The sequence below is a fragment of the Xenococcus sp. PCC 7305 genome, from assembly GCF_000332055.1.
GTDB lineage: Bacteria > Cyanobacteriota > Cyanobacteriia > Cyanobacteriales > Xenococcaceae > Xenococcus.
The window spans coordinates 1-26,155 of sequence record NZ_ALVZ01000135.1 but is presented as its reverse complement, the minus strand read 5'-3'; the positions used below and the strand labels follow the sequence as shown (position 1 = coordinate 26,155).

The 26,155-nt window shown below is 41.4% G+C and carries 23 protein-coding genes; 15 read left to right on the top strand and 8 right to left on the bottom strand.

Features of this window, described 5'->3' with window-relative positions:
* Positions 1–320 precede the first annotated feature (320 nt).
* The 3 genes from XEN7305_RS07565 to aroC all read right to left on the bottom strand — a co-directional run bounded on the left by XEN7305_RS07565 (position 321) and on the right by aroC (position 3,438).
* A complete protein-coding gene (locus tag XEN7305_RS07565; RefSeq protein WP_006508793.1) occupies positions 321–1,298 on the bottom strand; it encodes an aldo/keto reductase in 978 nt (325 codons plus the stop codon).
* An 83-nt stretch (positions 1,299–1,381) separates the two neighbouring features.
* A complete protein-coding gene (locus XEN7305_RS07560) occupies positions 1,382–2,335 on the bottom strand; it encodes an SMP-30/gluconolactonase/LRE family protein (RefSeq protein ID WP_144053214.1) in 954 nt (317 codons plus the stop codon).
* Between the two features lie 14 nt (positions 2,336–2,349).
* A complete protein-coding gene (aroC, locus tag XEN7305_RS07555; RefSeq protein ID WP_006508791.1) occupies positions 2,350–3,438 on the bottom strand; it encodes a chorismate synthase in 1,089 nt (362 codons plus the stop codon).
* 108 nt (positions 3,439–3,546) lie between these two features.
* On the opposite strand from aroC, the gene XEN7305_RS07550 reads away from it, so the two are divergent.
* Positions 3,547–4,941 carry an FGGY-family carbohydrate kinase gene (locus XEN7305_RS07550; protein WP_006508790.1) on the top strand — a complete coding sequence of 465 codons (1,395 nt, stop codon included), beginning with the start codon at positions 3,547–3,549 and terminating at the stop codon, positions 4,939–4,941.
* Positions 4,942–4,964: 23 nt separating this feature from the next.
* Here XEN7305_RS07550 and XEN7305_RS28375 read toward each other — a convergent pair whose 3' ends face one another.
* From XEN7305_RS28375 to XEN7305_RS07535, 3 genes are all read right to left on the bottom strand, one after another.
* A complete protein-coding gene (locus XEN7305_RS28375; RefSeq protein WP_006508789.1) occupies positions 4,965–5,312 on the bottom strand; it encodes a hypothetical protein in 348 nt (115 codons plus the stop codon).
* A gap of 347 nt (positions 5,313–5,659) precedes the next feature.
* Positions 5,660–7,156, bottom strand: a complete 1,497-nt coding sequence (locus tag XEN7305_RS07540; RefSeq protein WP_006508788.1) for a hypothetical protein — start codon at positions 7,154–7,156, stop codon at positions 5,660–5,662.
* A gap of 247 nt (positions 7,157–7,403) precedes the next feature.
* Positions 7,404–7,607 carry a hypothetical protein gene (locus XEN7305_RS07535; RefSeq protein WP_006508787.1) on the bottom strand — a complete coding sequence of 68 codons (204 nt, stop codon included), beginning with the start codon at positions 7,605–7,607 and terminating at the stop codon, positions 7,404–7,406.
* Positions 7,608–7,813: 206 nt separating this feature from the next.
* Between XEN7305_RS07535 and XEN7305_RS07530 the strand changes: the two genes are divergently transcribed.
* Positions 7,814–8,821, top strand: a complete 1,008-nt coding sequence (locus tag XEN7305_RS07530) for a DnaJ domain-containing protein (protein WP_006508786.1) — start codon at positions 7,814–7,816, stop codon at positions 8,819–8,821.
* Between the two features lie 255 nt (positions 8,822–9,076).
* A complete protein-coding gene (gene dxs, locus XEN7305_RS07525) occupies positions 9,077–10,987 on the top strand; it encodes a 1-deoxy-D-xylulose-5-phosphate synthase (RefSeq protein ID WP_006508785.1) in 1,911 nt (636 codons plus the stop codon).
* Between the two features lie 171 nt (positions 10,988–11,158).
* On the opposite strand, the gene XEN7305_RS07520 is transcribed toward dxs, so the two are convergent.
* On the bottom strand, positions 11,159–12,340 hold the full coding sequence (locus XEN7305_RS07520) for a histidine kinase (protein WP_173399696.1): 1,182 nt from the start codon (positions 12,338–12,340) through the stop codon (positions 11,159–11,161).
* 320 nt (positions 12,341–12,660) lie between these two features.
* On the opposite strand from XEN7305_RS07520, the gene XEN7305_RS07515 reads away from it, so the two are divergent.
* From XEN7305_RS07515 to XEN7305_RS07465, 11 genes are all read left to right on the top strand, one after another.
* Positions 12,661–14,250: a glycoside hydrolase family 57 protein gene (locus XEN7305_RS07515; protein WP_006508783.1), complete on the top strand. Its 1,590-nt coding sequence runs from the start codon at positions 12,661–12,663 to the stop codon at positions 14,248–14,250.
* Between the two features lie 343 nt (positions 14,251–14,593).
* Positions 14,594–15,163: a putative calcium-binding protein gene (locus XEN7305_RS07510; RefSeq protein ID WP_006508782.1), complete on the top strand. Its 570-nt coding sequence runs from the start codon at positions 14,594–14,596 to the stop codon at positions 15,161–15,163.
* A 522-nt stretch (positions 15,164–15,685) separates the two neighbouring features.
* Entirely contained in the window at positions 15,686–16,666 is a 981-nt protein-coding gene (locus XEN7305_RS07505) for a protochlorophyllide reductase (RefSeq protein ID WP_006508781.1), read from the top strand.
* 163 nt (positions 16,667–16,829) lie between these two features.
* The gene (locus XEN7305_RS07500) at positions 16,830–17,576 is read left to right on the top strand and encodes a glutathione S-transferase (RefSeq protein ID WP_006508780.1); all 747 of its coding nucleotides are present in this window, start codon (positions 16,830–16,832) and stop codon (positions 17,574–17,576) included.
* Between the two features lie 93 nt (positions 17,577–17,669).
* On the top strand, positions 17,670–17,927 hold the full coding sequence (locus XEN7305_RS07495; RefSeq protein WP_006508779.1) for a 2TM domain-containing protein: 258 nt from the start codon (positions 17,670–17,672) through the stop codon (positions 17,925–17,927).
* Positions 17,920–18,219, top strand: coding sequence for a DUF3181 family protein (locus XEN7305_RS07490; RefSeq protein ID WP_006508778.1), 300 nt, complete (start codon positions 17,920–17,922; stop codon positions 18,217–18,219). Before XEN7305_RS07495 ends, XEN7305_RS07490 begins: the two co-directional genes overlap by 8 nt.
* A 31-nt stretch (positions 18,220–18,250) precedes the next feature.
* Positions 18,251–19,456, top strand: a complete 1,206-nt coding sequence (locus XEN7305_RS07485; RefSeq protein WP_006508777.1) for a glutathione S-transferase family protein — start codon at positions 18,251–18,253, stop codon at positions 19,454–19,456.
* A 236-nt stretch (positions 19,457–19,692) separates the two neighbouring features.
* Positions 19,693–20,292 (top strand): DUF3177 family protein, encoded by a 600-nt coding sequence (locus XEN7305_RS07480; RefSeq protein WP_006508776.1) that lies wholly within the window; start codon positions 19,693–19,695, stop codon positions 20,290–20,292.
* A 19-nt stretch (positions 20,293–20,311) separates the two neighbouring features.
* Positions 20,312–20,623 carry a hypothetical protein gene (locus XEN7305_RS07475; protein ID WP_006508775.1) on the top strand — a complete coding sequence of 104 codons (312 nt, stop codon included), beginning with the start codon at positions 20,312–20,314 and terminating at the stop codon, positions 20,621–20,623.
* 21 nt (positions 20,624–20,644) lie between these two features.
* Positions 20,645–21,145: a dihem cytochrome c gene (locus XEN7305_RS07470; protein WP_006508774.1), complete on the top strand. Its 501-nt coding sequence runs from the start codon at positions 20,645–20,647 to the stop codon at positions 21,143–21,145.
* Positions 21,146–21,403: 258 nt separating this feature from the next.
* Positions 21,404–21,976 (top strand): Uma2 family endonuclease, encoded by a 573-nt coding sequence (locus XEN7305_RS07465; protein ID WP_006508773.1) that lies wholly within the window; start codon positions 21,404–21,406, stop codon positions 21,974–21,976.
* Here the strand turns inward: XEN7305_RS07465 and XEN7305_RS07460 are convergent.
* On the bottom strand, positions 21,969–23,678 hold the full coding sequence (locus XEN7305_RS07460; RefSeq protein ID WP_040897055.1) for a CocE/NonD family hydrolase: 1,710 nt from the start codon (positions 23,676–23,678) through the stop codon (positions 21,969–21,971). The two genes, XEN7305_RS07465 and XEN7305_RS07460, sit on opposite strands and share 8 nt — an antisense overlap.
* Positions 23,679–23,965: 287 nt before the next feature.
* On the opposite strand from XEN7305_RS07460, the gene XEN7305_RS07455 reads away from it, so the two are divergent.
* Positions 23,966–25,846 carry a ferredoxin--nitrite reductase gene (locus XEN7305_RS07455; RefSeq protein ID WP_006508771.1) on the top strand — a complete coding sequence of 627 codons (1,881 nt, stop codon included), beginning with the start codon at positions 23,966–23,968 and terminating at the stop codon, positions 25,844–25,846.
* Positions 25,847–26,155 lie beyond the last annotated feature (309 nt).

The window sequence follows — 26,155 nt, the reverse complement described above, 5'->3', positions numbered from 1 at the left end:
ATAGTCAACATACCTATATTTTAGCACAAAGTATGGCTTACGATAAAAAGCTTCGTACGGAAGCTGACACTGGCGATTCATGAGGGGCTGTCGCCTGTGCTTTGCCAGGCGTTTAAACGCCCCGTCCCACGCCAAATCAAAGATTATGGACCTGGGGCTTCTCGCCTATAAGCTAAAAAATCAATAAAATAAGCTTAAAGCCTTGTTATGATTAGTTTATGGACTTCTTTTTCGAGGTATTTTCCCCTTCTGCCATCTCTCTTGGTGAGCGTTCCCTTGCGCCTGACGGCGGCGCGGGGTCTCACCGCTGCCCTCTGCCTTTAAGTCCATTTACGAAAAAAAGCACCATCGTTTCCTGCATTAATTGTCAGTTGTTCGATCGCTTTCATTTCAGTTTCATCTAAAGGCTGAAAAGCTTGCGCCACCTTAACATTCGATTCTAACTGTTCGGGATTTTCCGCCGCGATAATGCAGCAATGGACACCAGACAGAGAAAGAGTGTAACCCATCGCCTGTTGCATATTATCTAAAATCCCAGGTTTAAACAATCTTCCATAAGCTGGAACTTTCATCGCAATTACCCCCACATTGTTGGCCTGGGCAACTGGTAAAACAGTCGGACCAAAAGGGCGAGGATGATGAACATCGGCTGCATTAAGCGAAATCAGTGTAGTGTCAAAGGGATAGCGTCGCAAACCCTCAGCAATAATATCTGGTTCGTGATGTCCTGTAATGCCGAGAAACTTCACTATGTTCTGCTCCTTCGCTTCTTCCAAAGCTTTGATCGCACCATTTGAGCCAAAGATTTCGTCTAATTCTGATTCAAAAGAGACATGATGTAATTGCCAGGCATCAAGATAATCGGTATTCAAGCGTTTTAGCGATCGCTCTAAATTGCGCCAGGCACCATCGCGATCGCGAGCGGCGGTTTTACTATTGAGAAAAATTTCTTTGCGATATTCGGGTAGAATTTTGCCCATATATTCTTCGCTAGGGCCATAATCAGCAGCCGTGTCATAGTAACGAACTCCCAAGGCCAATGCCCTTTCCACTAGGGCGATCGCTTCTTTTTCTTGTCCGGCTTTAGATAAAGGTGTTTGCCCAGCGCCGCCTAAACCAAAAATCGGGAGACTTATCTTGGTGTTCCCCAATGGTCTTTCTGGCATAGATTGGGGAATCGCAATTTTTGACTTTGACTGAGAACTATTACCTTGTTGGGTTAAGGTTTTCGTGCTCACAACGGTGGCCGCTGCGATACTCCCGAGAATAAATGAGCGCCGAGTCGTTTTACTGTTCATGGCTGTGAAGAGGTTTTCAAGTATTGTAACGAATTTCTATGATGAGACAATGTGAACCCAATGTACTTCGCTATGATTAATTTCTAATTAATTCCTTGAACCTGAAGCCGAATACGATAAACACTGGTTTTTGCAGTTATATAAAGAGTTTTATAATCACTATCACCCCAGGTTAAATTCGCCGGAGCTTCTGGAGTTTCAATAATTCCTAGCAAATCACCATTGGGAGCGAAAATCCAAACTCCTCCGGGCCCAGTGCTGTAAATATTTCCTTGGACATCAATTTTCATCCCATCCGCAGCACCTTCTCGGCTAGGTGGTTTTAGCTGGGCAAAGATTTGGCCCTCGCCTAATGTCCCCTCAGGTTTGACCTCAAAAACTCGAATATGACCCTTTTCCGAATCATTGACATAGAGTTTCGTTTCATCGGTCGATAAAACAATTCCATTGGGACGAATAAAATCATCTGCCAGCAAGGTTAGTTGACCATCTGGAGCCAGGCGATAAACACCATAAAAGCCCAATTCTTCTTGTTCTGATTTGATTCCATAGGGCGGATCGGTAAAATAGATACTGCCATCTGATTTGACTGTTAAATCATTAGGACTATTAAGACGTTTTCCTTGATAGCTATCAATCAGAGTGCTAATTTGCCCATTTTGCTCAGTTAATGATAGACGCCGATTCCCATGTTCGGCAGTTACTAAACGACCTAATAAATCCAGAGTATTGCCATTGGCATTGCCAGAAGGCTGACGGAAAATCTCAACATTTTGCTCTGCTGGCTGCCACTTATAGATAATGTTGGCGGGAATATCACTAAAAAGCAGAAAACCATCGGGATGCCAAACTGGCCCTTCGGTAAACTCAAAACCGCCCGCAATCTTTTCAATCTGATTTTGCTCTAGGAGAATTTGTTCCAGATTCTCTTGCGAAGAAGCTTGAGCTTTTGGAGCTCGCTCTTCTCCAACACAACTAGTCAGCAAAAAAATAGCTAATCCGAATCCGATAATGTTATATCTTCTACTTAAAGACATGATCTGAATACTTTTTAAAGTACTTTGCACTGGGCATTTTGACATAACAGGCGATCGCATAAAACCAAAGCAACCATCGCTTCTACCATGGGAACCGCTCTCGATAAGACACAGGGATCATGTCTACCCTTAGCCGCTAAAACCGTTTCTTGTCCATCTTTAGTTACAGTCTTTTGTTCTTTCCCTACAGTGGCAGTGGGTTTGAAGGCAACGCGAATGATAATATTTTCTCCGTTGGAAATGCCGCCTTGCACACCTCCCGAACGATTGGTACGAGTGCGAGTTTCCCCGTTCTCATCAATATAAAACTCATCATTATGTTCACTGCCTTTCATGGTGGTGCCAGCAAACCCTGACCCAATTTCAAAACCTTTACTAGCAGGTAAGGACATCACTCCTTTTGCGAGTTCTGCTTCTAATTTATCAAACACGGGATCTCCTAAACCTCTAGGAACGGAGCGGGCGACACATTCGACTACACCACCGAGGGAATCTTTTTCTTTTCTAATCGCATCGATTAGATCAATCATTTTCTCAGCACAATCGCTGTCAGGGCAACGGACAATATTACTCTCTACCTGCTCCAAAGTGACAGTGCTCGGATTAACTACAGCTTCGAGATCTTTGATCCGTTTGACATAACCAATAATTTCTACCCCGGCAACTTGCTTGAGAATTTTTTTTGCGATCGCACCTGCGGCAACTCGCCCAATGGTTTCGCGAGCCGAGGATCTGCCGCCGCCTTGCCAATTACGAAATCCATATTTCGCATCATAGGTAGCATCAGCATGGGAAGGACGATATTTGACAGACATTTCATCGTAATCCTGCGATCGCGCATCTTTATTTCTCACTAAAATTGCGATCGGTGTGCCCAAGGTTTTGCCTTCAAACACTCCTGAAATAATTTCACAGGTATCGGTTTCTCTGCGAGGTGTGGTGATTTTACTTTGTCCTGGTCGGCGACGATCTAAATCAACCTGAATTTCTTCTTCGCTAATTTCGAGTTGGGGCGGACAGCCATCGATAGTTACGCCAACTCCCCCACCGTGAGACTCGCCAAAAGTTGTAATCCGAAACAGATGACCGAATGTATTACCCATGATTTATGTATAGTATTGATCTAATAATTTTTCAAATATACGGCTCAAGTTTTACTATAAAGCACAGAGAATACAAACCAACGTCTTTTTCCTTAGATTCTCTGACTTATGAATTACTATTTAGGAATTGATTTTGGTACTTCCGGCGCTAGAGCGATCGCGATAGATCAAGCGACAACCATTGCGACCCAAGTAAAATATCCCTTTGAGAATTCAGCCTCCGATAAACGAAGGCAGAAAAATGAAGGCAGCCCTATAGAATTAGCTAACGCATCAGGGCATAAGTTCTCTTGTTCAGAAGTGGATTTTAACCTTCTGCCTTCTGCCTTCTGCCCTCTGCCTTCAAGGGCGAAGCCCGATAATTTAGCTGCTATTTGGCAAGAGGCATTATATTCTCTATTAGAGCAGCTCCCAATTAGGATTAGAACCGACATCAAAGCGATCGCAATTAATGGCACTTCCTCTACAGTTTTATTATGCGATCGCACTGGGGCTCCTCTGGAGCAGCCTCTTCTCTATAACGACAATCGAGGCGTCGTAACTTTAGACCAAATCAAAAATATTGCCCCCGCCAATCACGCTGTCATTAGTGCAACTTCGAGCCTAGCCAAACTACTATGGTGGCAACAGCAACCGATCTTTTCTCAAGCAGCCTATTTACTCCATCAAGCCGATTGGTTGAGTTTTTTGCTCCATGGCAAATTAGGAATTAGTGATTACCATAACGCCTTAAAGCTCGGTTACGATGTCGAGAATCTTTGTTATCCTAACTGGCTACAAGCCCTTAGTTGCAGTGATCTTTTTCCCCAGATCTTGGCACCTGGTACTGCGATCGCAGAAATCCTCCCGCAGATCGGCGATCGCTTTGACCTACCTCATGATTGCCTCGTCTGTGCTGGGACAACAGATAGCATTGCCGCATTTTTGGCGAGTGGAGCTAACCAGCCAGGAGAAGCAGTAACCTCCTTGGGCTCGACTCTAGTTTTAAAATTATTGAGCACCACCAAAGTTGAAAATAGCAGCTACGGTGTTTATAGTCATCGCTTAGGCAATTTATGGTTGACGGGCGGAGCTTCTAATACAGGAGGAGCAGTCTTAAAACATTTTTTCACCGATGAAGAGCTAATCACTCTATCACAGCAAATCAATCCTAATCTAGAGAGCCCTCTAGAATATTATCCTCTACTGGCCAAAGGCGATCGCTTTCCTGTAAATGATCCTGATCTTCTACCACAGCTCACACCTCGCCCTGATGATCCGGCAGCTTTTCTCCATGGTTTACTAGAAAGCATGGCTCGCATCGAAGCTTTGGGCTATCAGAGATTGCAAGAATTGGGAGCAAGTAAATTAACCCGAGTGTATCGCGCTGGTGGCGGAGCCAAAAATGCAGCCTGGAATTCAATATCGCAGCGTCACTTGCAAGTGCCAGTCATACCTGCCCAATATACCGAGGCCGCCTATGGCACTGCTTTACTCGCTCATACAGCCTCTATACAATGTTGAGGTTGACTTCGGCGCGGTGACTGTTACTTCTCTTCCCTCACGCCAATTTCTTCTGTTGTACGTTTCAACATATTTTCTTCCAAATGTTCGTCTTGTTGGCGATCGCGAGTTAATAATTCCCTAGACTGCTCAGTTGTACCCTCTATAGTGTGAGTTTCAACCTCTTCAATGGCACGACTCAATATATTTTCTTTCAAATGTTCGTCTTGTTGGCGATCGCGAGTCAATAATTCCCTAGCCTGCTCAGTTGTATCCTCTATAGTGTGAGTTTCAACCTCTTCAATGGCACGACTCAATATATTTTCCTTTAAATGTTCCTCATGTTGTCGTCCCCTGGCCATCAATTTCCGTGATTCTTTTTGAGTGCTCATGACTTATCCTGCTGAATTCATTAAAGAACAACCACAATATAATGTTATGTTTTTTTGACGAGATTTGATGTTAAAAGTAGTAAAAAATACAGACAGGAACAATCTCGTTGTCTAAGGAGTATCTCAAAGCCCGATCCTAATCTCTAAATTTGGCGTAAATATTGTGACTTAAACCGCGTCCACATTCAGAACTGGAGTTTTGAAATAAAGTTACAGATATCTCAAATCCTATTCCCCATTCCCTATTCCCTATCTTGGTGCGCGTTCCCTAGCGCCTTGCAAAGGCGCGGGGTCGCACCGCTTCCCGAAATAATTACAAAAACTACAGGTTTCAAACTAGACGCGGTTTATGAATGAGAAATTTTCCGCAGATGCCTAGTTTGTTCTAAGATCTGTTCCACATCTTCTTCTGATAAACGCTCAACATAATTAACCTTCACTTCCTCTAATAAATCCACTAGCAAACTTTCAATACTATTCAAGCGTTGCTTTCCTTGAAGTTCGGTGAAAAACGATTGACGAATACTATCAACCAAACTTTCAACTAATTTTTCAAGTTTTTCGTCCTCTTGTAGAGCAGCTTGTAATGCAGTAGAAAAACCCTGGTAACTTTGGGTAACTATTTGCTGAGTAATATTCGAGACCGCGCCCTTACCTCCAGGAATTAGACTAATCCCTTGATAGGCACCAGATTCTTGAATTGCTTTTTCAATACTATATTCCAACAAAGCTTCTGCTTCTGGCTGAATCTTAGGTAAGACCTGGTCTACTAAAGTTTTGGTAAATATTTTGATGAGCTCGGCAATTTCATTCGTATCATTGAGATCGATATAAGAATCGTTGCCCCCAGCTTCTAGGAACTTTGTCATTTCTCCTTGACGAACTGAACTTTGCATTTGACCAATCACTCGAATGATCACAACCTCGGTAATATCCTCGGCAATTCCAGCCACAATTCCTTGACTGATTTGTTTTTGGATGCTTATGAGATTAATCAATTTTGCCGCATTTAAACGGATCACAGTAGGAATAACTCTTAACCAACGCCAAAAAGGAAGAAATAGAAAAACATCATACCAACGCCATAACATAGCATCTCGCCAATTAATGCCTGTATAGGTGCGACTAATATACCAAGTCCGACAAAGAAATTCGAAAGCAAAAAGTAAGCCAAAGGGAAAGTCAATCAGGCCAAAATTATCGAGATAATTATTATTTTCTCCCCAATAGCGAAAGTAATTGGTCTTAAGAAGAGGGATAATTCTACGGTTGATAAATGCTAGTTCTTCATCAGTGCGATCGCGTAAATGCTCGACAGTCCAAAACTCCCGAAATGCTTGCTTTGAAGAATTTTCTTCGTTGGGGAGATGGGCCCGCATCATATTTTTGATTCTTTCTAAGGTTCCCGATTTGCCAGCTTTGACAAAAGGATCTTCATCGATCATTTGTATACTGCGATCGCGCAATTCCTTTAAACTATTTGCGATCGCAGGAGAGTCAATACTATTTTGGGTCAGTTGTTGTTCTAAATTGGCGATCTCTTGGATATAACTTTGCGTGTCGCGATGGGGAACAATACCCTTAATATCATCATATTTTGTAACTATTCGGGAAATATTGTCGGGAATTAAATCGAAGGAAAAGCCCTCTGTTTCGACATATGCAGATCTAATATGACCAATTCTGACCTGACCATTGAACCAAAAATCTCGAAAAGGAACATAAGTTAAATCAAAGACAACCAAGAGCAAGTTAAGAGTCGCGATTAATGCCATGATTCTCTCAAACCATAGATTCTGACTTCTTTTCCCTCTTTTCACCGCAGAACTCCTAACAATACTCATGATTTTCGACAGTTAGCAAAAAAAAGACTACGTAATGTTCTTGTCCACCAAAACATAGCACCGAAAACAATTTTATCGGCTAACCATTGTCAGAATATTAATTTTTTATACCTAAGTACTTATTGGGCTTCGCCCTTGAAGGTAGATGGCAGATGGCAGCGGTGAGACCCCGCGCCGCCATCAGGCGCAAGGGAACGCTCACCAAGAGAGATGGCAGAAGTTTTAAATCCACTTCTGTGCTTACCAATCACTCTACTTCAGTAACCCGAAATCCCATTTGACACTGATACATCTTGGCCTGACCATCTTGAGATTGGCCACTATTCAGCGCATGACCACAACCCAACTTTCCATGATGCCAACGGGGTTCTCCCCCATGATTTGCCATTAAACATCCTGGACAAACTTGGTTGACTGATAATACCTGCTTGTTTGTGACAATAACTAGCATATCCTTGCCCTTCTATTGCTCTATATTAATATTACTTTATATGTTTTGCCACTAGGTAAAATTCGCTACATAGCTTAACAGTTCACTAATAGAAAATATCACAGCAATGTTAGCCAGAAATAATTATCGGGAACAATATCGGTACGAGTTTTAATTATTGAGCTAATTGAATGTTAGCTGTTTTCCTAAATTTATACTAATTTCCCATGGCGTTTGCTATTAAACACGGACTGTTTAGACTAAATATCACTGATTATCATGCAATTTTAGGCGTTTCCCTTGATGACAATCCTAAGAATATTCGCCTGAAATATTTACGAATAGCCCAACAACTACATCCTGATACTTGCAAAGGAGATCAAGTTAGAAAGGAGCTTGCTAATAGCATTTTATCGAAACTAGTCAATCCAGCATACGAACAATTATCCCGCAAAAACTGTTTTGCAGAACATCAGCTGGTACTGACTCAAATTGGCAAACGTTTGGCCGAAAAAAGCGATCGCATGACTGTTGCGAGTAAACAGGCGAAAGACTTACTTGAATCGGCACATAAATTAGAGATAGTATATAATGAACACCTAAAGAAATTGGTTACCAATCAATATCAGGATCTCGAAAAAGTTACCGACAAGATAGCAGTCATCAGTGAGCTGAATTTAGTTTACTTAATGATCAAACAGGGACGAGGGATTAATCGGGCAGAAGATAACCCAGTCAAAGCGCCTGCTAAACAAGAGCAACCATCTCCCACTCAACAGAGAACATCAAATAAGGCATCTTCCGTTCAACCACCAAAACCACCAGAAGTGCCAAAAGCTGCGGCTGAAAATAAGCCAGTCGAGGAAAATACCCCGCAAGTCAGAGTTTCGTCTTTTATTCGTCGAGCCAAAGAATATATAGAGAAAGAGAGCTACTCACAGGCGATCGCCGAATTGCGAGATGGACTCAAAATAGATCCTAACAACAGTACCTGTCATGGACTGATGGGCAAAATTTATTTGCTTCAGAATCAAATTACGATGGCAAAAGTTCATATTGGGAAAGCCCATAAAGCTAACCCCAAAGATCCCATAGTCATCGAAGTCAGAAAAGAACTAAACAAACTAACTAAAACTAAAACTGAGGAGAAAAAAGGCAAAAACGGCAAAGCTAATGCTGCGAAATCAGAAACCAAAGGACTCTTTAGTGGTTTGTTTGGTGCTAAGAAGAAGTAAGTTACACGACTTGATAGTGCATGATATAGTGCCGCTGCGCGGAAGTAATGAGTAATAAGTATTGATATTAGTTGCGATCGCTCTATAAAATTTTTAAAATAAATCTTCTAAGACTGCTGTAAAGCCCGAGAAAATTGGACTTTAACATTTTTTGCTGGAAATCAATGTAATTTGTAACAGTTTTTGGGGCAGCAAAAGTAGGATAATTTATTTTACAACTAAAGTAGAAGATTTAATTTTATAGAAGGCGACGGTATGCATTTAAGTGAAATAACTCATCCTAATCAGTTGCACGGCTTAACATTACGGCAACTAGAAGATATTGCCCGTCAGATTAGAGAAAAACATTTACAGACCGTCGCAGCTAGTGGCGGTCATTTGGGACCAGGACTGGGTGTTGTGGAACTAACCATAGCTCTTTATCAAACCCTCGATTTGGATCGAGACAAGGTAACCTGGGATGTGGGACATCAGGCCTATCCCCATAAATTACTTACTGGTAGATATCATCAATTTCATACTTTAAGACAAAAAAAAGGAGTTGCCGGCTATCTCAAGCGCAGTGAAAATAAATTCGACCATTTCGGTGCAGGGCATGCTTCTACCAGTATTTCTGCGGCCTTGGGCATGGCATTGGCCAGAGATGCCAAAGGAGAAGATTATAAATGCGTGGCAATTATTGGTGATGGTTCTCTCACCGGAGGAATGGCCCTAGAAGCAATTAACCATGCTGGACATTTACCGAATACTAATCTCATGGTTGTCCTCAACGATAACGAAATGTCGATTTCGCCCAATGTAGGAGCAATTTCTCGTTATCTAAATAAGGTCCGTCTTTCTGAACCAATGCAGTTCCTTTCCGATAACATTGAGGAACAAGTTAAAAATCTACCTTTCTTTGGTGAATCGATTACTCCTGAAGTAGACAGAGTCAAAGAAGGCATGAAAAGACTCGCAGTACCTAAAGTAGGGGCAGTAATTGAAGAATTAGGATTTAAATATTTTGGGCCGATCGATGGTCACAATCTACAGGAGCTGATAGATACTTTCCAACAAGCCCATAAAGTAACTGGGCCTGTATTGGTTCATGTTGCAACAGTTAAAGGCAAGGGTTACGCGATCGCAGAAAATGATCAAGTAGGTTATCATGCTCAAAATCCTTTTAACCTCAATACAGGAAAAGCAGTTCCTGCCAGCAAACCCAAACCCCCCAAATACGCCAAGGTTTTCGCCCATACTCTGACCAAATTGGCAGAAAACGATCCCAAAATTATTGGGATTACAGCTGCCATGGCAACGGGTACAGGCTTAGATAAACTGCAGCAGAAATTGCCAAAACAATATATTGATGTCGGTATTGCCGAACAACATGCAGTAACTCTAGCCGCGGGTTTGGCTTGCGAGGGTATGCGGCCTGTAGCAGCGATTTATTCGACTTTTTTACAGCGAGCTTATGATCAAGTCATTCATGATGTTTGTATTCAAAATCTGCCGGTATTTTTCTGCTTAGATCGCGCAGGAATTGTTGGAGCCGATGGCCCCACTCACCAGGGAATGTACGATATAGCCTATCTAAGATGTATTCCCAACATCACTATCATGGCGCCTAAAGACGAAGCAGAATTGCAACGCATGACCGTTACGGGCATCAATCATTCTAGCGGCCCGATCGCGATGCGTTATCCTCGCGGCAATGGTGTCGGTGTACCACTCATGGAAGAAGGTTGGGAACCCATCGAAATTGGCAAAGCTGAAATCCTACGTTCTGGAGATGATGTTCTGCTATTGGGTTACGGTACTCAAGTCTATCCCGCAATGCAAGTGGCGGAAATTCTCAGCGAACATGGGGTCGAAGCAACGGTAATTAACGCTCGGTTTGTCAAGCCTTTGGATACAGAGTTGATCGTGCCTTTAGCAAAACGCATCGGCAAAGTCGTGACCCTCGAAGAAGGCTGCGTTACAGGTGGTTTTGGCACTGCTGTGATGGAAGCTTTACAAGAACATAACGCGATCGTTCCAGTGAAATGTCTGGGTGTTCCCGATATTTTGGTCGATCATGCCACTCCCGATCAATCCAAAGCAGATCTGGGATTGACTAGTCCTCAAATGGCAGACACTATTCTCAAAGCTTTCTTTAGCAGCAAAGAAGTTGCGGTTGCTCATTAACAATAAAAGGCGAAAAGCTAGTATTTATTGGCTTTTCGCTCTTCTGGATTTCCCTGAACGGGCTTCGCCCTTGAGGGCAGAAGGCAGAGGGCAGAAGGCAGAGGGCGGAGGGTAGAATTGTTACCTCTGCCTTCGCTTAATACCTAATACCTAACACCTTTTCTTCCACCTTTACCTATAGACGGGCAGGGTGAAATTGAAACAACTACCATCTCCAGGAGAACTATTTACCCAAATTTGACCATAATGGGCACGCACTATTTTGCGGCAGAATGCTAAACCTAAACCATAGCCTTCCTGTTCTTGATCTCTTTTTAATCGAAAATGGTCTTCAAAAATTCGTTCTTGCTTTTCTGCGGGGATTCCTGGCCCAGTATCACTGACCCTAAACTGAACTTTCTGGCTCGTACGATGCAAAACTGAGAGGGAGATTTCTCCTCCTTCGGGAGTATACTTAACAGCATTTTCCAATAAATTAATTAGTAGTTGCCTTACCAACTCCTCATCAGCATGAATTTGAGGAATATCTTGGGGAATATCCTCATTGAATATTTGGGACTTGGCATTGAGTTGCTTCTTTACCTGAGAAATCACATCTTGGCAAAGAGAATAAACATTGAGCTTACAGGGAAAAACCTTTAATTTTGCATTGGCACTAGTTGAAGCTTCTAGCAAATCACTAATCATTCGCTTCATAATATTCACTTGTTGCCGTGACTGTAAATAAAGCTTATTTCTAAGTTGTTTTTTCTGTTCGTTATTTTCATGATTTTCCGACAACTCTAGAGTTTCCATTGCTAGAGAGGCAGCAGTGAGGGGACTACGAAGGTCGTGAACCAACATTGCTAGGATTTGCTCTTTGAATCTTAATTGTTCTAATAATTCCTCTTTTTCTTGCTGTAAATGAAAAGCCTTGTCGGACAATTTAAGTAAGCGATCTGAATAACTAGCTATTTTTGGCGTAGCTCCTGCTGGAGATGAATCTAATTGCTCTAACTCTTGCGAATCAGCAACAGATTTATTTTGCAGCGAATTCTTCCAGCGGGGCCACCATATTTCTAATTGTTCGATTAAATTACTTCCTGCCAAAACCTGTCTCGGTTGGGGAGAAATTTTAACCAAAGCTGGTGTGGCTACCAATTTAAAATATTCTACTAAATGTGGTTGCTTATCAATTTCAATGACTTCTAATTGAAAATCTTGCTCTAGCTTCAAATCGTCTAAGTAAGCTTGAACCCGTTGAATTTTCTTCCGATAACCAGGCCGCTTATCTACAAACAAAAGCAATTGCAGATGACCTTCATCAGAGGTTTGATTATCTAAGTCTTTTTGCCACTCGTACAATTGCAACACTAGCCATAAATTATGAAAATCTTTGAGCTGAAACAATACCTAGGTATTGACTTGCAACAATATTTACATAAATTTCCCCGTAATGTCTACATCCAGTACAACCTTAGCTTCCATAAATTAGGTATAAGGTGATACATTAACGAACGAACTTGCGAAGACTTTATTCTTCTGGGAACGAACGATTTTTTTATTTGTTGGACATTTGAAGCTTTATGTTTTTTGCTAAACTTTTTTTAAGTCTAATATTAAGATATCATAAAATTTGCCCAGATTGCTTCAGCCTCTAATTCATCTATAGAAAAGTTGCGGAAAATACAATTATGTCTCTTGGTTATCTTGCCCTCGTCCTTCATGCTCATTTACCCTTTGTCCGACATCCAGAAAGTGACTATGTTCTAGAAGAAGAGTGGTTATTTGAAGCTATTACAGAAACATATGTTCCTCTGCTACAAGTTTTCGAGAATCTTAAGCGAGACGGAATTGACTTCAAAATGACTATGAGCATGACACCGCCTTTGGTGTCTATGTTAAGAGATCCTTTATTACAGGAACGCTATGACGAGCATTTGACTCTCCTTCAAGAACTGATCGAAAAAGAAATTGATCATAATCAACATAATGGTCATATTCGCTATCTTGCCGAATATTATGCTAATTCCTTCAGTCAAATTCGCCAGACTTGGGAAAGCTATGAAGGTGATTTAGTCAAGGCGTTCAAACAGTTTCTTGATAGTGGAAACCTCGACATCATAACTTGTGGTGCAACTCACGGCTATTTGCCGCTAATGAAAATGTACCCTCAAGCGGTATGGGCACAGATCCAGGTGGCCTGCGAACATTATGAGGAAAACTTTGGTCGTCCTCCCAAGGGTATTTGGTTGCCAGAATGTGCTTATTATGAAGGTGTAGAAAGAATGCTCGCTGATGCGGGTTTAAGATATTTTCTCACAGATGGACATGGTATTTTATATGCCCGTCCTCGTCCTCGTTTTGGCTCCTATGCACCAATTTTTACGGAAACAGGAGTTGCCGCTTTTGGTCGAGATCATGAGTCTTCTCAGCAGGTTTGGTCTTCTCAGGTAGGATATCCCGGAGCAGTAGAATATCGGGAATTCTATAAAGACTTAGGTTGGGAAGCGGAATACGAATATATCAAACCCTATATCATGCCCAACGGTCAAAGAAAAAATACCGGGGTTAAATATCATCGAATTACTAGTCGTGATGGGGGATTGAGCGAAAAAGCGCTTTATGATCCCTATTGGGCAAGGGAAAAAGCAGCAGAGCATGCTGGGAATTTCATGTATAACCGAGGACAGCAGGTACAGAATCTAGCAGGTATTATGCATCGTCCGCCCATTGTAGTGTCTCCTTATGATGCGGAATTATTTGGTCATTGGTGGTATGAAGGACCTTGGTTTATCGATTTTCTGTTCCGCAAAAGTTGGTACGACCAAAATACCTATGACATGACTCATCTTTCCGATTATCTTCAGGCTAATCCCACTCAACAAGTTTGTCGTCCTTCTCAGTCTAGTTGGGGTTATAAAGGGTTTCATGAGTATTGGTTAAATGAAACGAATGCTTGGATTTATCCCCATCTCCATAAAGCAGCAGAAAGAATGATTGAATTGGCTAGTCGAGAACCAGCAGATGAGTTGGAATGGAAAGCTCTTAATCAAGCAGCGAGAGAATTGTTATTGGCACAATCTTCTGACTGGGCCTTTATTATGAAGACTGGCACTATGGTTCCCTATGCTGTGCGGAGAACTCGCTCTCATTTACTCAGATTTAATAAACTCTACGATGATATTCTCATTGGCAAAGTTGACTCTGGTTGGTTGGATAAAGTAGAGGAAATCGATAATATTTTCCCTAATGTTAATTATCGGGTTTATCGTTCTTTGTAAAACATATTTAAGGTTAAGAGAAAACAGGAATAAACTTAGTTCCTGATTCTATCTCCCTGGGTTTCAGGGAGATTTTTTTGTTAATTACACTACTTTTATCATCAAGTTTTGATGAAGAAACTATGAAGCAATAGTGAAAGTAGGGAAGTCAATTATTCTGCAGAATACGAGCAGAAGATAAAGAAAAGACATACTTTTATATAAACTTGGTAAAAATACTCAGAATCAATTTTATTCATTGTATTGTATAGAAGAATTACTTAGTTTCATCTGGGCGGGAACACTTATTTTAAGTACAACCAATTAGTGATAAGCGAACTCTTTTACATTTTTATTGAATCTCATGTCTAGTATTGTTGATTATAACGACCCCTTACTGTCTAATATAAATTCTCAAAATGGTTTTAAAATAGAAGATTTCGAAGGTTTGAAAGAATTAAAAGGAACTTCTGGAAATGACTTGATTTATGCAACTAATGATAACGAACTAATCAATGGTGGTGACGGTTTTGACTACATTGATGGTCAAGGAGGTAATGACGTCATCAGTGGTGGTGATGAGATGGACTTTATCCTTGGCGGAGATGGCAATGATCTTATTAGTGGAGGCAATGGGGATGACATGATCGATGGTGGTGCAGGGCATGACATTGTGTACGGTGGCTCCGGTAGTGATCAGCTATCTGGTGGTGCTGGTGATGATGTCTTTGTGTTTGAGTTCTTTGATGATGGGGTAGATACTATCTCTGATTTTAAAGTTGGAGAAGATACGATCAAGATCCATGGCGCCGGTTCTGATGCCAATGTTGATTACAACCAAGATACTGGTTCACTATCTGTTAATGGCGAGGAGATAGCCAAATTGGATGCCGGATTAGATGGTTGGAATGATGATAGCTACGAGGTATTTTAAGTTTGTTATAGCCCAGCTAGTTAGCTTAGCATTTATAGCTTTTGCATAGCTGTGAGTCGGGGTAATGGGAAGGCTCGGCAAAATCTTATTTTTTGATTGGTGCTAATTTTCTTTTCTATTCCCAACCCCCAACAGCTAAAGTAATTATTACAAATTTTTAAATAAATAAAAACAAAAGACAAAAATACTGGGCCGATCAATATATTAAATATAACTTTTAAAATTAAAATTTTACTTGATATTTTATCTATACTTTTTATCTACAAAATATTGGGCCTGAGAAATTCAGCAAATCATAGTCAAAGATTAATTGCAACGACTAATGTACTGTGATTTAGGCAGGTGATTTTTTATTGCAAAAACAGTTACAAAAGATTGTATTTTACTTGGCGAATGCTTCTAGTGCTTCAAAATTTATTTTTGATTTATATAACAAGTGATAGTCTTCTTTAACAAGCTTTAGCCTTTGTATGAGATTGTAATAAAAAGAAAATATTACATTAATAACAAAACGCGATCACAATGGCTTCTATTAAAAAAACTGTTATTATCACGGGCACTTCCTCCGGAGTCGGTTTATATGCAGCTAAATCGATGGTTGAAAGAGGTTGGTATGTTATTGCTGCTTGTCGAGATCCCGAAAAAATGGCAAATGCGGCGAAAGAAGTGGGCATTTCTCCAGATAACTACAGCACAATTAGGCTAGATCTCGCTTCTCTCGACAGTGTGAGACAATTCGTTGCTGATTTTAGAGCTACAGGTAATATTTTAGATGCCTTAGTTTGCAATGCGGCTGTCTATTTACCTTTGCTAAAAGAGCCGATGCGCAGTGAGGATGGTTATGAGTTGAGTGTGGCGACCAATCATTTGGGTCATTTTCTGCTCTGCCAACTTTTACTCGAAGATTTACAAAAATCTCCTTATCCCGATCGCCGGTTGATTATCTTGGGGACAGTAACCGCAAACCCCAAAGAACTAGGTGGCAAAATTCCGATTCCTGCTCCACCAGACTTGGGCAATCTCGAAGGCTTTGAGGCAGGATTCAAAGCTCCTATAGCCATGATTAATGGTAAAAAATTCAAACCAGGAAAAGCCTACAAAGATAGCAAGCTCTGCAATGTGCTAACGATGAGGGAATTGCACCGACGCTATCACGAATCGACTGGCATTATTTTCTCTTCTCTCTATCCTGGATGTGTTGCGGATACGCCTCTATTTCGGAACCACTACTCTCTATTTAGAACTATATTTCCTCTATTTCAAAAGAATATTACTGGGGGCTATGTTACTCAAGAAGTGGCAGGCGATCGCGTAGCTCAGGTTGTCGCAGATGATAAGTATAAAGAATCTGGAGCTTACTTTAGTTGGGGAAATCGACAAAAAGAAGGTCGTCAATCCTTTGTCCAAGAAGTCTCTAATGAAGCATTAGATACCAATAAGGCCAAGAAATTATGGGAATTAAGCGAAAAATTGGTTGGGATTAATAAACCAATAGCAATTTAGCGGGCTGCGCCCTGAAGGGAGAGGGCAGAGGGCAGAGGGCAGAGGGTATTTCCTTTTGGGTTTAATTCTCCATCCGAATCGGGAAAATTCTGCCTTCTTTCTAAGTAGATTTAAGATTTAACTAAGAGAAATATTAATCAAGCGCGATCGCCAGAATTCCCCCATGTCTCAAAATCAAGCTGAAATCTGTGAACTTTATTACTGGCAATCTCTGCAAGGTCGCGGGGAGTTTGTCCGCCTTATTTTAGAAGATACGGCAACTCCCTATATTGACGTATGTAGACAGCCTGAAGCTGAAGGAGGTGGCATTTCCCATATAATGGCCTTTCGTAATGGGGAAAAAGCAGGACATCCTATTTTTGCGCCCCCAATTTTAAAAGTGGGTGATGTGATCATCAACCAAACGCCTAATATCTGTCGCTTTTTGGGAGAACGCTTGGGTCTCGTACCTAATGAAGAAGCAGCTCGTCTCTATGCGAATCAAATCATGTTGACGATTAATGATCTTCTAGTGGCGGTTCACGATACTCACCATCCCGTGGCAACCAATCTCTACTATGAAGAACAGAAAGAAGCTGCTCTTGAGCGAGCCTATCATTTTCATCAAGAACGGCTCCCAAAATTGATCAGCTATTTTGAAAAAGTATTGGCGTACAATGAGGGTTATACATTAGTGGGCAAAGAAACATCCTATGTAGATTTAATGATGTTTCAAATGCTTGTCGGATTGAACTATGCTTTTCCCAAGAGTTTCCAAAAAGTAAGCCCAGACATTCCTCGATTGTTGCAACTACGTGATGCGGTAGCTCAAAGACCAAGAATCAAAGCCTATCTACAATCACCACGCCGAATTCCTTTTAACGAAAATGGAATATTTCGCCATTACCCAGAGCTTGACCTCAAAGATTAGAGTAGCCGCAAGTCGGAAGAAAAAATACTCACAACCGATATAATAAAAGTCAATTGACTATTGTTACCTCAAAAAATTAGTAATTAAAATTCTATGCCCCCTCGTTGGCCCCGAAAACCAGACCCCAAGAACGACCCGGCACTCCGCCGGTTGAGAGATCGCATCAATTTTGTTGTTCATATAGCTTTGTTTGCTGCGGTCAACTCTGGAATGTGGTTTGTTGATATTATCAAAGAGGCTCACTGGTCTTGGAGACTCTGGATCACAGGAGTTTGGTTTGGCGTTTTAGTATGCCATCTAATTTATATTTTAGCGATCGCAGATTATTCCACAGTAGAAACTAATGGCTAGTACTCAAGATATTGAAGCTTTAGCAGCCGAAATTGGCGAAAATATTTATCTAGATATCGCCAAATGGCATTTATTTCTCGCAGAAGCCCATTTACACACTGAATTGGCAGCAAAACTATATCCTTTATTGGAAGATAATGCTGTTAGTGAGGATGGGGTCATCGCAATTTTGCGAGAAATACCAGTCAAAATTGGAGGAGGAAAGAAAAGCATTCCTTTGACAGATCTTCTACCAGGCAAATGCGAAGCAGATCTGATGGATTTACTAGAAGAGTTTCAACGGAATTTATGAGACGAAGAGAACCCATCATCACATAATTTTTATGACTATTGCGCCTCTAAGTTGGCAAGAATTAGCATCTCTGACCAATTTTCAAATAGATACCGTTAATGGCCCCACCAATGCACAAGCTCAACTACGTCTCTTTGGTCAAAGTGAATCCGATATTCGGGTGACACTATATCGCGACAATCATGCTTGGTGTCCCTACTGTCAAAAAATTTGGTTATGGCTAGAGGAAAAACAAATTCCCTATCGCATCAAAAAAGTAACCATGTTCTGTTACGGGAAAAAAGAAGACTGGTACAAACGCAAAGTGCGATCGGGAATGTTGCCCGCAATTGAGCTTGATGGTCAAATTATCACGGAAAGTGATGATATCCTGGTCGCTTTGGAACAGATTTTTGGTGTCTTGGAATGGGGAATGCAAGATCCCACAGTTTTACCATTGCGCCGCCTGGAGCGACTACTATTTCGAGCCTGGTGTAACTGGCTTTGCTATAGAACCCGTTCCCCCAAAGAAGAGAACTACAATAGAGACCAGTTTAAAGAAATTGTCTCCTTAGTCGAAGAGGCTCTAGATAACACTCCTGGCCCTTATTTTTTGGATGAGTTTAGCACTGCGGATGTGATTTTTACGCCCTACGTCGAACGCATGAATGCCAGTCTTTACTATTACAAAGGCTATTCTCTTCGGGAATTGAATCCCCATTTGAGTCTCTGGTTTGATGCTATGGAAAGTAGAGCTACCTATCGTGGAACTCAAAGTGATTTTCATACCCATGTCCATGATTTACCACCCCAGATGGGAGGTTGTTGGGAGAATGGTGAACCTCAAATGTTAATTAATAAAGCGAAGGTAGATAATGGGCCTTGGTTAGGGCTGCCAGATGTGACTTATCCAGAACCAGAAACTTCTCGTGGCGAAGCTCTCCAAAGAGTAGTTAAACACCGCGATAATATTATTCAAGTGAATCCTGCCAAAGACAGTTTATTTGATGAAGCCTTGCGTTGTGCCCTGACTTATATGATGACTGGCGAAACTTGTATGCCCCCATCAGGTTCTGATGCGGCCTTGCGTTATTTACGCGATCGCATTAGCGTGCCTCGGGATATGTCTATTTATGCAGCAAAAAGACTTAGAGAAGCCCTAGAAACAACTGCGACGCTAGTGGGTGATGCTCAAGGAAAACCAATTCCCTTTAACCACCGTAGAGATCAAAACCCTGCTAATTTTGCCAAAATTTAGCTTATATTCAATCAATAAAAAAGAAGTAGATTTAAACCTTCTGCCTTCTCTCTTGGTGCGCGTTCCCTAGCGCCTTGCAAAGGCGCGGGGTCGCACCGCTGCTTTCTGCCTTCTGCCTTCAAGGGCGAAGCCCAATAACATTTTGGTAATTTTGAGTAATGCCAAAGATCTCGAAAACCACATTAGAATAGCCTAGTGGGATGTGAAAATAATAGGAGTGCTTGAAAAATATCATAATGAATGATGTAACTTTTTTACGTCCTTTGGTATGGATGGACTATCGTTTGGCAATTCTTTTTACAGTGATTGCGCCTTTGGTCTTGCTGCTATGGTCGGTAATCAAAAAAAAAGAAGCCATGCAAAAATTGTTAATCATTTACTGGCGAGTAGCTAGCTTGTTAATGATTACTGTTTATCTGATGATTCCAGGTTGGAAAATCAGCTTTTTAACTGGAATTGCTGGGCGTATTTTAATTCCTCTAACATTATGGTTTTGGGTGGATTTAAATGAAGAAATCAGGGATTTACCCAAAAGTACTTTGAAATTAGTTTTTACTTCTTGGCGTTGGGCGGTGACGATATATTCCCTCTTGGGCGTAGCTGCTAACAGTTTATTTATTCCTTGTGGTTTTTCTGCGACTACTGCTCAAACCGCAAAATGTCAGGTTTGGCTGGAAGCACCATTAATGTACCGAGAAATTTTGCACCCCAAGTCTGGAAACGAAGGATTTTTGGGTTTTCTCGGAGCTTGTGGTTTATGTGTTTATATTCTATATCTGGTCTATTTTTTATTAGTCAGACTAGGCAAGCAAGGACGTTCTGCTTTAGAACAATAATGACAAATATTCTAGTAGGATGTTGGTAGTGAGAAGCCCAATTAGTTTCCGTTTAGAACAATATACGATTAAACGCAAAGAAGAGGTCTTGATTGTCCAGGTCGAAACCCCAACGGGGGAAGAGGATACAGTCTTAATCTATAATGGCTTCTCAAGTTCTTTAACTAGACCAACTATCTATGATCCAGATATTCCTGTAATTGAGGAAGATGCCACAATAATTTCTATCGATCGCGTAGCGAGTCCTTACAATCCAGTTGAGCCGGAATATATCCAGACTGGTCTGAAGTTATCGGCAATGGAAAAATTTCTGGTAGAAGCTAATGTTTAAACTTTCTTTTCTCTAAGATAAATGAATCTAGGAAAAACAATATCCCTAATTATTTTATTGTTGGCCTTTATTTTGGTAATCCCAATTAATGCTAGCAAGGCTTCAGAGATCAGTAATCAGTCTCATTTCCTGATAGCGCAGGCAGACAGCAATTCTGAGTTGGGGAAAGAATTTTATATCGAGAATTGCGGAACCTGCCATATTCCTCTGCCGGCAGAAGTCTTGCCCACCAACACTTGGCAAAACATTCTCGAACAACCACAGGATCATTATGGGGAGAGTTTGCCCAATATGGTTAATATTACGGTTAGGTTGATTTGGAGTTATTTACGATCTTATTCTCGTCCTACTTTGGAAGGAGAAGTGACTCCAGAGTTTGTTACCAATTCCCGTTATTTTAAGGCCCTGCACCCTCTAGTAGATTTACCAAGACCTGTTAGTTACCAGAGTTGTAAACTTTGCCATACGGCAACTGCGACTATGGATTATCGTCTTCTTACTCCTGAGTGGGATGAGGAATAAGCCCCCTATGGGGTGAAGGCAGAGGGCAGAGGGCAGAGGGCAGAGGGCAGATGGCAGAGACCCTAGTAAAGATTGGGAACTAATCATAGCAAGGCTTTTAGCTTCTTATTGATAGATAGCTTATTTATACCCACATCTACTATGTGGTCATGTACTTAAATACAATAACCATTGGAAAAGCTTGAAACCCTTACTCTTAAAAACTTTTGACTTTTGACTTTTGACTTTTGACTTCCGCGCCGCAACACTGGATTAATTATGATAAATTCACTAAATCAGACTATTGAAAAAAAGACTTTAGCCGAATTTCTACAGCTTGCAGAAACTAAACCAGAACAGGAATATATTACAGGAAAAATATTACAAAAACCAATGCCACAAGGAGAACATAGCGTTCTGCAAGCAAACTTGGTTACCGCAATTAATCAAGTGGGAAAACTCCCAAAGCTAGCTTGTGCTTTTCCCGAATTACGTTGCACATTTGCAGGAGTTTCCATTGTGCCAGATATTACTGTTTTTGAATGGCAAAATATTCCTCTCCAACCCAATGGCAGAATTACTAATAAGTTTGAAATTCCTCCAGACTGGATAATTGAAATTTTATCTCCTGAGCAATCAGCTAATCGGGTAATCAGGAAAATTACTTTCTGTTTAGCTCAAGGAACAAAACTAGGATGGTTAATTGATCCGCAAGATGAATCGATCGTAATTTTTGAACCTAATGTCACGCCTGTCGTGAAAGCTGGCCCAGATCTTTTATTGGTTTTATCTGTATTAGGGGACTGGCAACTTTCAGCGGCGGATATATTTAGTTGGCTAAATTTTAATTGAAGTCATAATAATTTAATATGATTTTTGATGGATAACTTTCCCCTGAATGAAGAGAAATAGTAATAATTTGGGCATCTATTAACCGAGTCTCCAAGAGTGATTGACCCGTACCTGGGTTAACAAGATAAGCAGGAAAACAAGCCGCACTGATACTTAAGCGTAAAGCATGACCTTGGGAAACCTTCATACAAGTTGCTTGCAAAGGAATTGTTATCGAAGTTTTACTTCCCCGTTGCTCATTCATTCTTAGATAGCCTTGAGTGAAGTTCAAAACCTTACCATCGGGATATACCTCCGAGAGCACCACGGAGAGATCAAAACTAGGATGATCGGCTTCGCAATAGAGCTCTACGGTAACCTCGCCTACAATATGTAAATCTTCCTCTAGGGTTGCCGAAGTGTAAGTGAGAATATCGGAACGGCAATCGAGCATAGAGCGATCGCAGGAACCGCCAGGGAAACTAGCATGCCCACCTAAAGCTGGGACAGGTCGCCAGGGGTCATGAACTAAAATGTCAGTGGTGTTAACAAACTCTGTAGTTTCAGTAGCTTCTGTCAATAATAAATCTTGAGAAGCAAAGGTATTCTCTGATTCTTCTGCCTCAAATTCCCATAACATTCCGCGATCGCATATCATTCCCGCTAAACCATCACTAGCCAAGTAATATATCTTCTCTTGATTTTCCGGGAATTTGTCGAAATAACGCCATTGATTACTGCCCATTTCAAATAAAGACACAGGATCTTCTGCTAAAAGCCCCGTATCTTTTCCTTTTAGCCAATGATCAAACCAACGGATCTGAATCTCATCTATATAGTTTTGCGCTTCTATCCCATAATCAACCATGCCCAACTTGCTTCCCCAAGGCAGATGGGCCCAAGGGGCTACAATCAGATGTTGAGGATATTTACTTCTGGCTGCCATGTCACGATACAGATGCAAAGTTCCCCGTAAATAGGGATCGAACCAGCCCCCAATATGCAACATAGGTAAATCCACATCTTGGATTAAATATTTCGGCGACAAGTTTTGCCAATATTCTCCAGGAAGCTCATGGGTCAACCATTGATGATAAAAAGAATCGGCTGCCAACTCTTGCAAAATATCAGGCTGGGCCGGAATCTTATCCGATAAAGGTAAATTTCGGGAAGCTCGATATAACTTTTGATAGGCGGTATCATCACCTTGCAAACGAGCGGTCTCTGCTGCTAACTGAATTGCCCAACCAAGATTTGCCTGGAGACAAAAAGCGCCATTTTCGTAAGCCCAATCCGAGTATAAATCATAGCCAACCATTGCAGGCGCGATCGCTTTTAAAGCGGAGGACTTACCAATTGCAGCATACAACTGAGTCATTCCCTGATAGGAAAAGCCATACATACCAACTTCGCCGGTACTTTCGGGTAGTTGGGACACCCAATCAATCGTATCGATGCCATCATTGACTTCATTGGCGAATAGTTCAAAGTTCCCGTTTGAAGTTCCCCTGCCGCGAACATCTTGAATTACTACTATATAACCCTGACTGGCGTACCATCTGGGATGAGCATAAACCACTGTAGAGGCGATCGCTTTTCCATAGGGTTGCCTCATTAAGAGTATAGGTAACTTTTCTGAGGTTTCAGGACGATAAATATCAGCATCTAGCCTGATTCCATCTCTAGTAAGCATTGATGCCGTTTCTTGAATAATTTTAGTCATTGCGATCGCGTTTTGAGGAACAGAAAATATAATATGCCTGAAATATGCCTTATTTTTCCATGCATTAAAGACATAGCTTAAATGCGACTCTGACAAAATAACCAACATTCCGTAGCGAAAAGCACAAAATGCTTAAATCTTCTCACCTAATCTTATTGGAAAACTTGATCCAGTAATTGAAAATTGATAATCAGGTGATTAATTGACGATTATACGGTTCTCGGCCTCTTTATTGAGATAGAGGTCATTGATTTTTTTAATCATCATCTATATTTAAGGTTAGATTTATGACTATTGTGGCGGACGCGAATATCAAACTCAACAAACTAGAAAAAGCAAAAGCTGCCAAAGATGGACTAGATGTAAAAAATGAACTAGAACATTTTGCCAAAATCGGTTGGGAAGCAGTTGATAAACAAGATCTTGAAATGCGCCTCAAATGGTTAGGAATCTTTTATCGACCCAAAACTCCAGGAAAATTCATGCTGCGCCTGCGAGTGCCCAACGGAGTTCTTGATAGTAATCAAATGCGGGTTTTAGCTGATGCCATTCAACGCTACGGAGATGAAGGCACAGGAGACATTACCACTCGCCAAAATATCCAACTTAGAGGCATTCGCATTGAAGATCTCCCGGAAATTTTCCGCAAGCTTCAATCAGTCAATTTAACAAGTATCCAATCCGGAATGGATAATGTTCGCAACTTAACAGGCTCTCCCGTCGCAGGAATCGATCCTGACGAGTTGATTGACACTCGCGAGATGATGCAAAAATTGCAAGATATGATTACCAACAAAGGTGAAGGTAATTATGCATTTAGTAATTTGCCTCGTAAATTCAATATTGCGGTGGAAGGAGCCAGAGACAATTCGATTCATGCCGAAATTAATGATGTCGCTTTTATCCCCGCATATAAAGATGGGGTTTTAGGATTTAATGTCTTAGTAGGTGGTTACTTATCAGCACAACGGGCTGCTGAGGCGATTCCCATGGGTGTTTGGGTTCCGGCGAAAGACGAAGAAGTTGTCGAGCTGTCCCGAGCAATTCTTTCTGTTTATACAAAAAATGGTGGCATTGAAGGATTAAGAGCAAGTCGCCCCAAAGCCAGACTGATGTGGCTAGTGGAAAAATGGGGAACGGAGAAATTCCGTGCTGAAATTGAACAAGAACTGGGTAAAAAATTGGCCGATGCTGCGCCAGAAGATGAGATTACCCAAGATAAGAAAGACCATTTGGGAGTTCACCCTCAAAAGCAAGAAGGCTATAGCTATGTAGGTTTACATGTTCCCATGGGTCGTTTGGTTGCCGAACAGATGTTTGAATTAGCAAGATTGGCAGAAGTTTATGGCAATGGGGAAATTCGCTTGACAGTCGAACAAAATGCCATTATTCCCCATATTGCCAATGAGAATCTCGAAACATTTTTAACTGAACCTTTACTGGAGCAATTCTCAATTAATCCTAGTACTCTAACTCGTTCTGTAATTTCCTGTACTGGAGCAAAATATTGTAACTTTGCCATTATCGAAACGAAGCAAAGGGCCCTCAAGCTAGCACAAGAGTTGGATCAAGAACTAGATATTCCCGACAGAGTACGTCTACATTGGACAGGATGCCCCAATTCCTGTGGACAAGCTCAAGCAGGAGATATTGGTTTGATGGGAACTAAAGTTCGCAAAGATGGTAAGGCTGTAGAAGGAGCCAAAATCTTCACTGGGGGCAAGGTTGGCAAAGATGCCCAATTAGGATCTCTTGTGGATAAGGGTGTAGCCTGTGACGATCTAAAACCAACATTGCGCAATTTATTAATCGAGCAATTTGGCGCGAAACTCAAGGAAGGAGTAGTGATTGAAGAAGCCGCACCGGCGATCGCAGAAACTCCTCCATCAGAACCAAAAACCGAAACGAAAAATAATAAAGTCTTTTTTGCGAATGCTTGGAAAGAATCTGTTTGTTCGGAAAAAGAGTATATTCTTGATGCAGCGGATAAGGCAGGAGTAGAAATTGAAAGTAGTTGTCGCGCGGGGACTTGCGGTACCTGCACAGCAAAACTCCTTAAAGGAGAGGTTACCTACGAGGAAGATTATGATGCAGTGGCGGCTTTAGAGCCAGGTTATATCTTAACTTGCTGTTCTCAACCTGTGAGTTCGGTTGTAATTGATGCTTAAAATGAAGGCAGAGGGCAGAGGGCAGAGGGCAGAGGGCAGAGGGCAGCGGTGCGACCCCGCGCCGAACCTCTCTAAATCTCTCCTGAAAGGAGAGACTATATTGTTCCCTTTCCTGTAGGAAGGGGTTAGGGGTAGGTGGCGCTAGGGAACCAGCAATTCCAAATTCAAAAATTAAGAAGTATTTGCAGGGATGAAAGGTTCTGGTTCCGCATCGCCGAGCATAAAGTCGAGGAGATGGTGCCAACTTCGGAATAGTAGATACTTGGACAAAGAGAGGATATCTTGAAAAAAGCCTTTACGAGTGCCTCT

Excerpts from the sequence above, each read along its gene's own strand:
- XEN7305_RS07565 (WP_006508793.1), bottom strand. The coding sequence starts at position 1,298 with ATGAACAGTAAAACGACTCGGCGCTCATTTATTCTCGGGAGTATCGCA.
- XEN7305_RS07560 (WP_144053214.1), bottom strand. The coding sequence starts at position 2,335 with ATGTCTTTAAGTAGAAGATATAACATTATCGGATTCGGATTAGCTATT.
- aroC (WP_006508791.1), bottom strand. The coding sequence starts at position 3,438 with ATGGGTAATACATTCGGTCATCTGTTTCGGATTACAACTTTTGGCGAG.
- XEN7305_RS07550 (WP_006508790.1), top strand. The coding sequence starts at position 3,547 with ATGAATTACTATTTAGGAATTGATTTTGGTACTTCCGGCGCTAGAGCG.
- XEN7305_RS28375 (WP_006508789.1), bottom strand. The coding sequence starts at position 5,312 with ATGAGCACTCAAAAAGAATCACGGAAATTGATGGCCAGGGGACGACAA.
- XEN7305_RS07540 (WP_006508788.1), bottom strand. The coding sequence starts at position 7,156 with ATGAGTATTGTTAGGAGTTCTGCGGTGAAAAGAGGGAAAAGAAGTCAG.
- XEN7305_RS07535 (WP_006508787.1), bottom strand. The coding sequence starts at position 7,607 with ATGCTAGTTATTGTCACAAACAAGCAGGTATTATCAGTCAACCAAGTT.
- XEN7305_RS07530 (WP_006508786.1), top strand. The coding sequence starts at position 7,814 with ATGGCGTTTGCTATTAAACACGGACTGTTTAGACTAAATATCACTGAT.
- dxs (WP_006508785.1), top strand. The coding sequence starts at position 9,077 with ATGCATTTAAGTGAAATAACTCATCCTAATCAGTTGCACGGCTTAACA.
- XEN7305_RS07515 (WP_006508783.1), top strand. The coding sequence starts at position 12,661 with ATGTCTCTTGGTTATCTTGCCCTCGTCCTTCATGCTCATTTACCCTTT.
- XEN7305_RS07510 (WP_006508782.1), top strand. The coding sequence starts at position 14,594 with ATGTCTAGTATTGTTGATTATAACGACCCCTTACTGTCTAATATAAAT.
- XEN7305_RS07505 (WP_006508781.1), top strand. The coding sequence starts at position 15,686 with ATGGCTTCTATTAAAAAAACTGTTATTATCACGGGCACTTCCTCCGGA.
- XEN7305_RS07500 (WP_006508780.1), top strand. The coding sequence starts at position 16,830 with ATGTCTCAAAATCAAGCTGAAATCTGTGAACTTTATTACTGGCAATCT.
- XEN7305_RS07495 (WP_006508779.1), top strand. The coding sequence starts at position 17,670 with ATGCCCCCTCGTTGGCCCCGAAAACCAGACCCCAAGAACGACCCGGCA.
- XEN7305_RS07490 (WP_006508778.1), top strand. The coding sequence starts at position 17,920 with ATGGCTAGTACTCAAGATATTGAAGCTTTAGCAGCCGAAATTGGCGAA.
- XEN7305_RS07485 (WP_006508777.1), top strand. The coding sequence starts at position 18,251 with ATGACTATTGCGCCTCTAAGTTGGCAAGAATTAGCATCTCTGACCAAT.
- XEN7305_RS07480 (WP_006508776.1), top strand. The coding sequence starts at position 19,693 with ATGAATGATGTAACTTTTTTACGTCCTTTGGTATGGATGGACTATCGT.
- XEN7305_RS07475 (WP_006508775.1), top strand. The coding sequence starts at position 20,312 with ATGTTGGTAGTGAGAAGCCCAATTAGTTTCCGTTTAGAACAATATACG.
- XEN7305_RS07470 (WP_006508774.1), top strand. The coding sequence starts at position 20,645 with ATGAATCTAGGAAAAACAATATCCCTAATTATTTTATTGTTGGCCTTT.
- XEN7305_RS07465 (WP_006508773.1), top strand. The coding sequence starts at position 21,404 with ATGATAAATTCACTAAATCAGACTATTGAAAAAAAGACTTTAGCCGAA.
- XEN7305_RS07460 (WP_040897055.1), bottom strand. The coding sequence starts at position 23,678 with ATGACTAAAATTATTCAAGAAACGGCATCAATGCTTACTAGAGATGGA.
- XEN7305_RS07455 (WP_006508771.1), top strand. The coding sequence starts at position 23,966 with ATGACTATTGTGGCGGACGCGAATATCAAACTCAACAAACTAGAAAAA.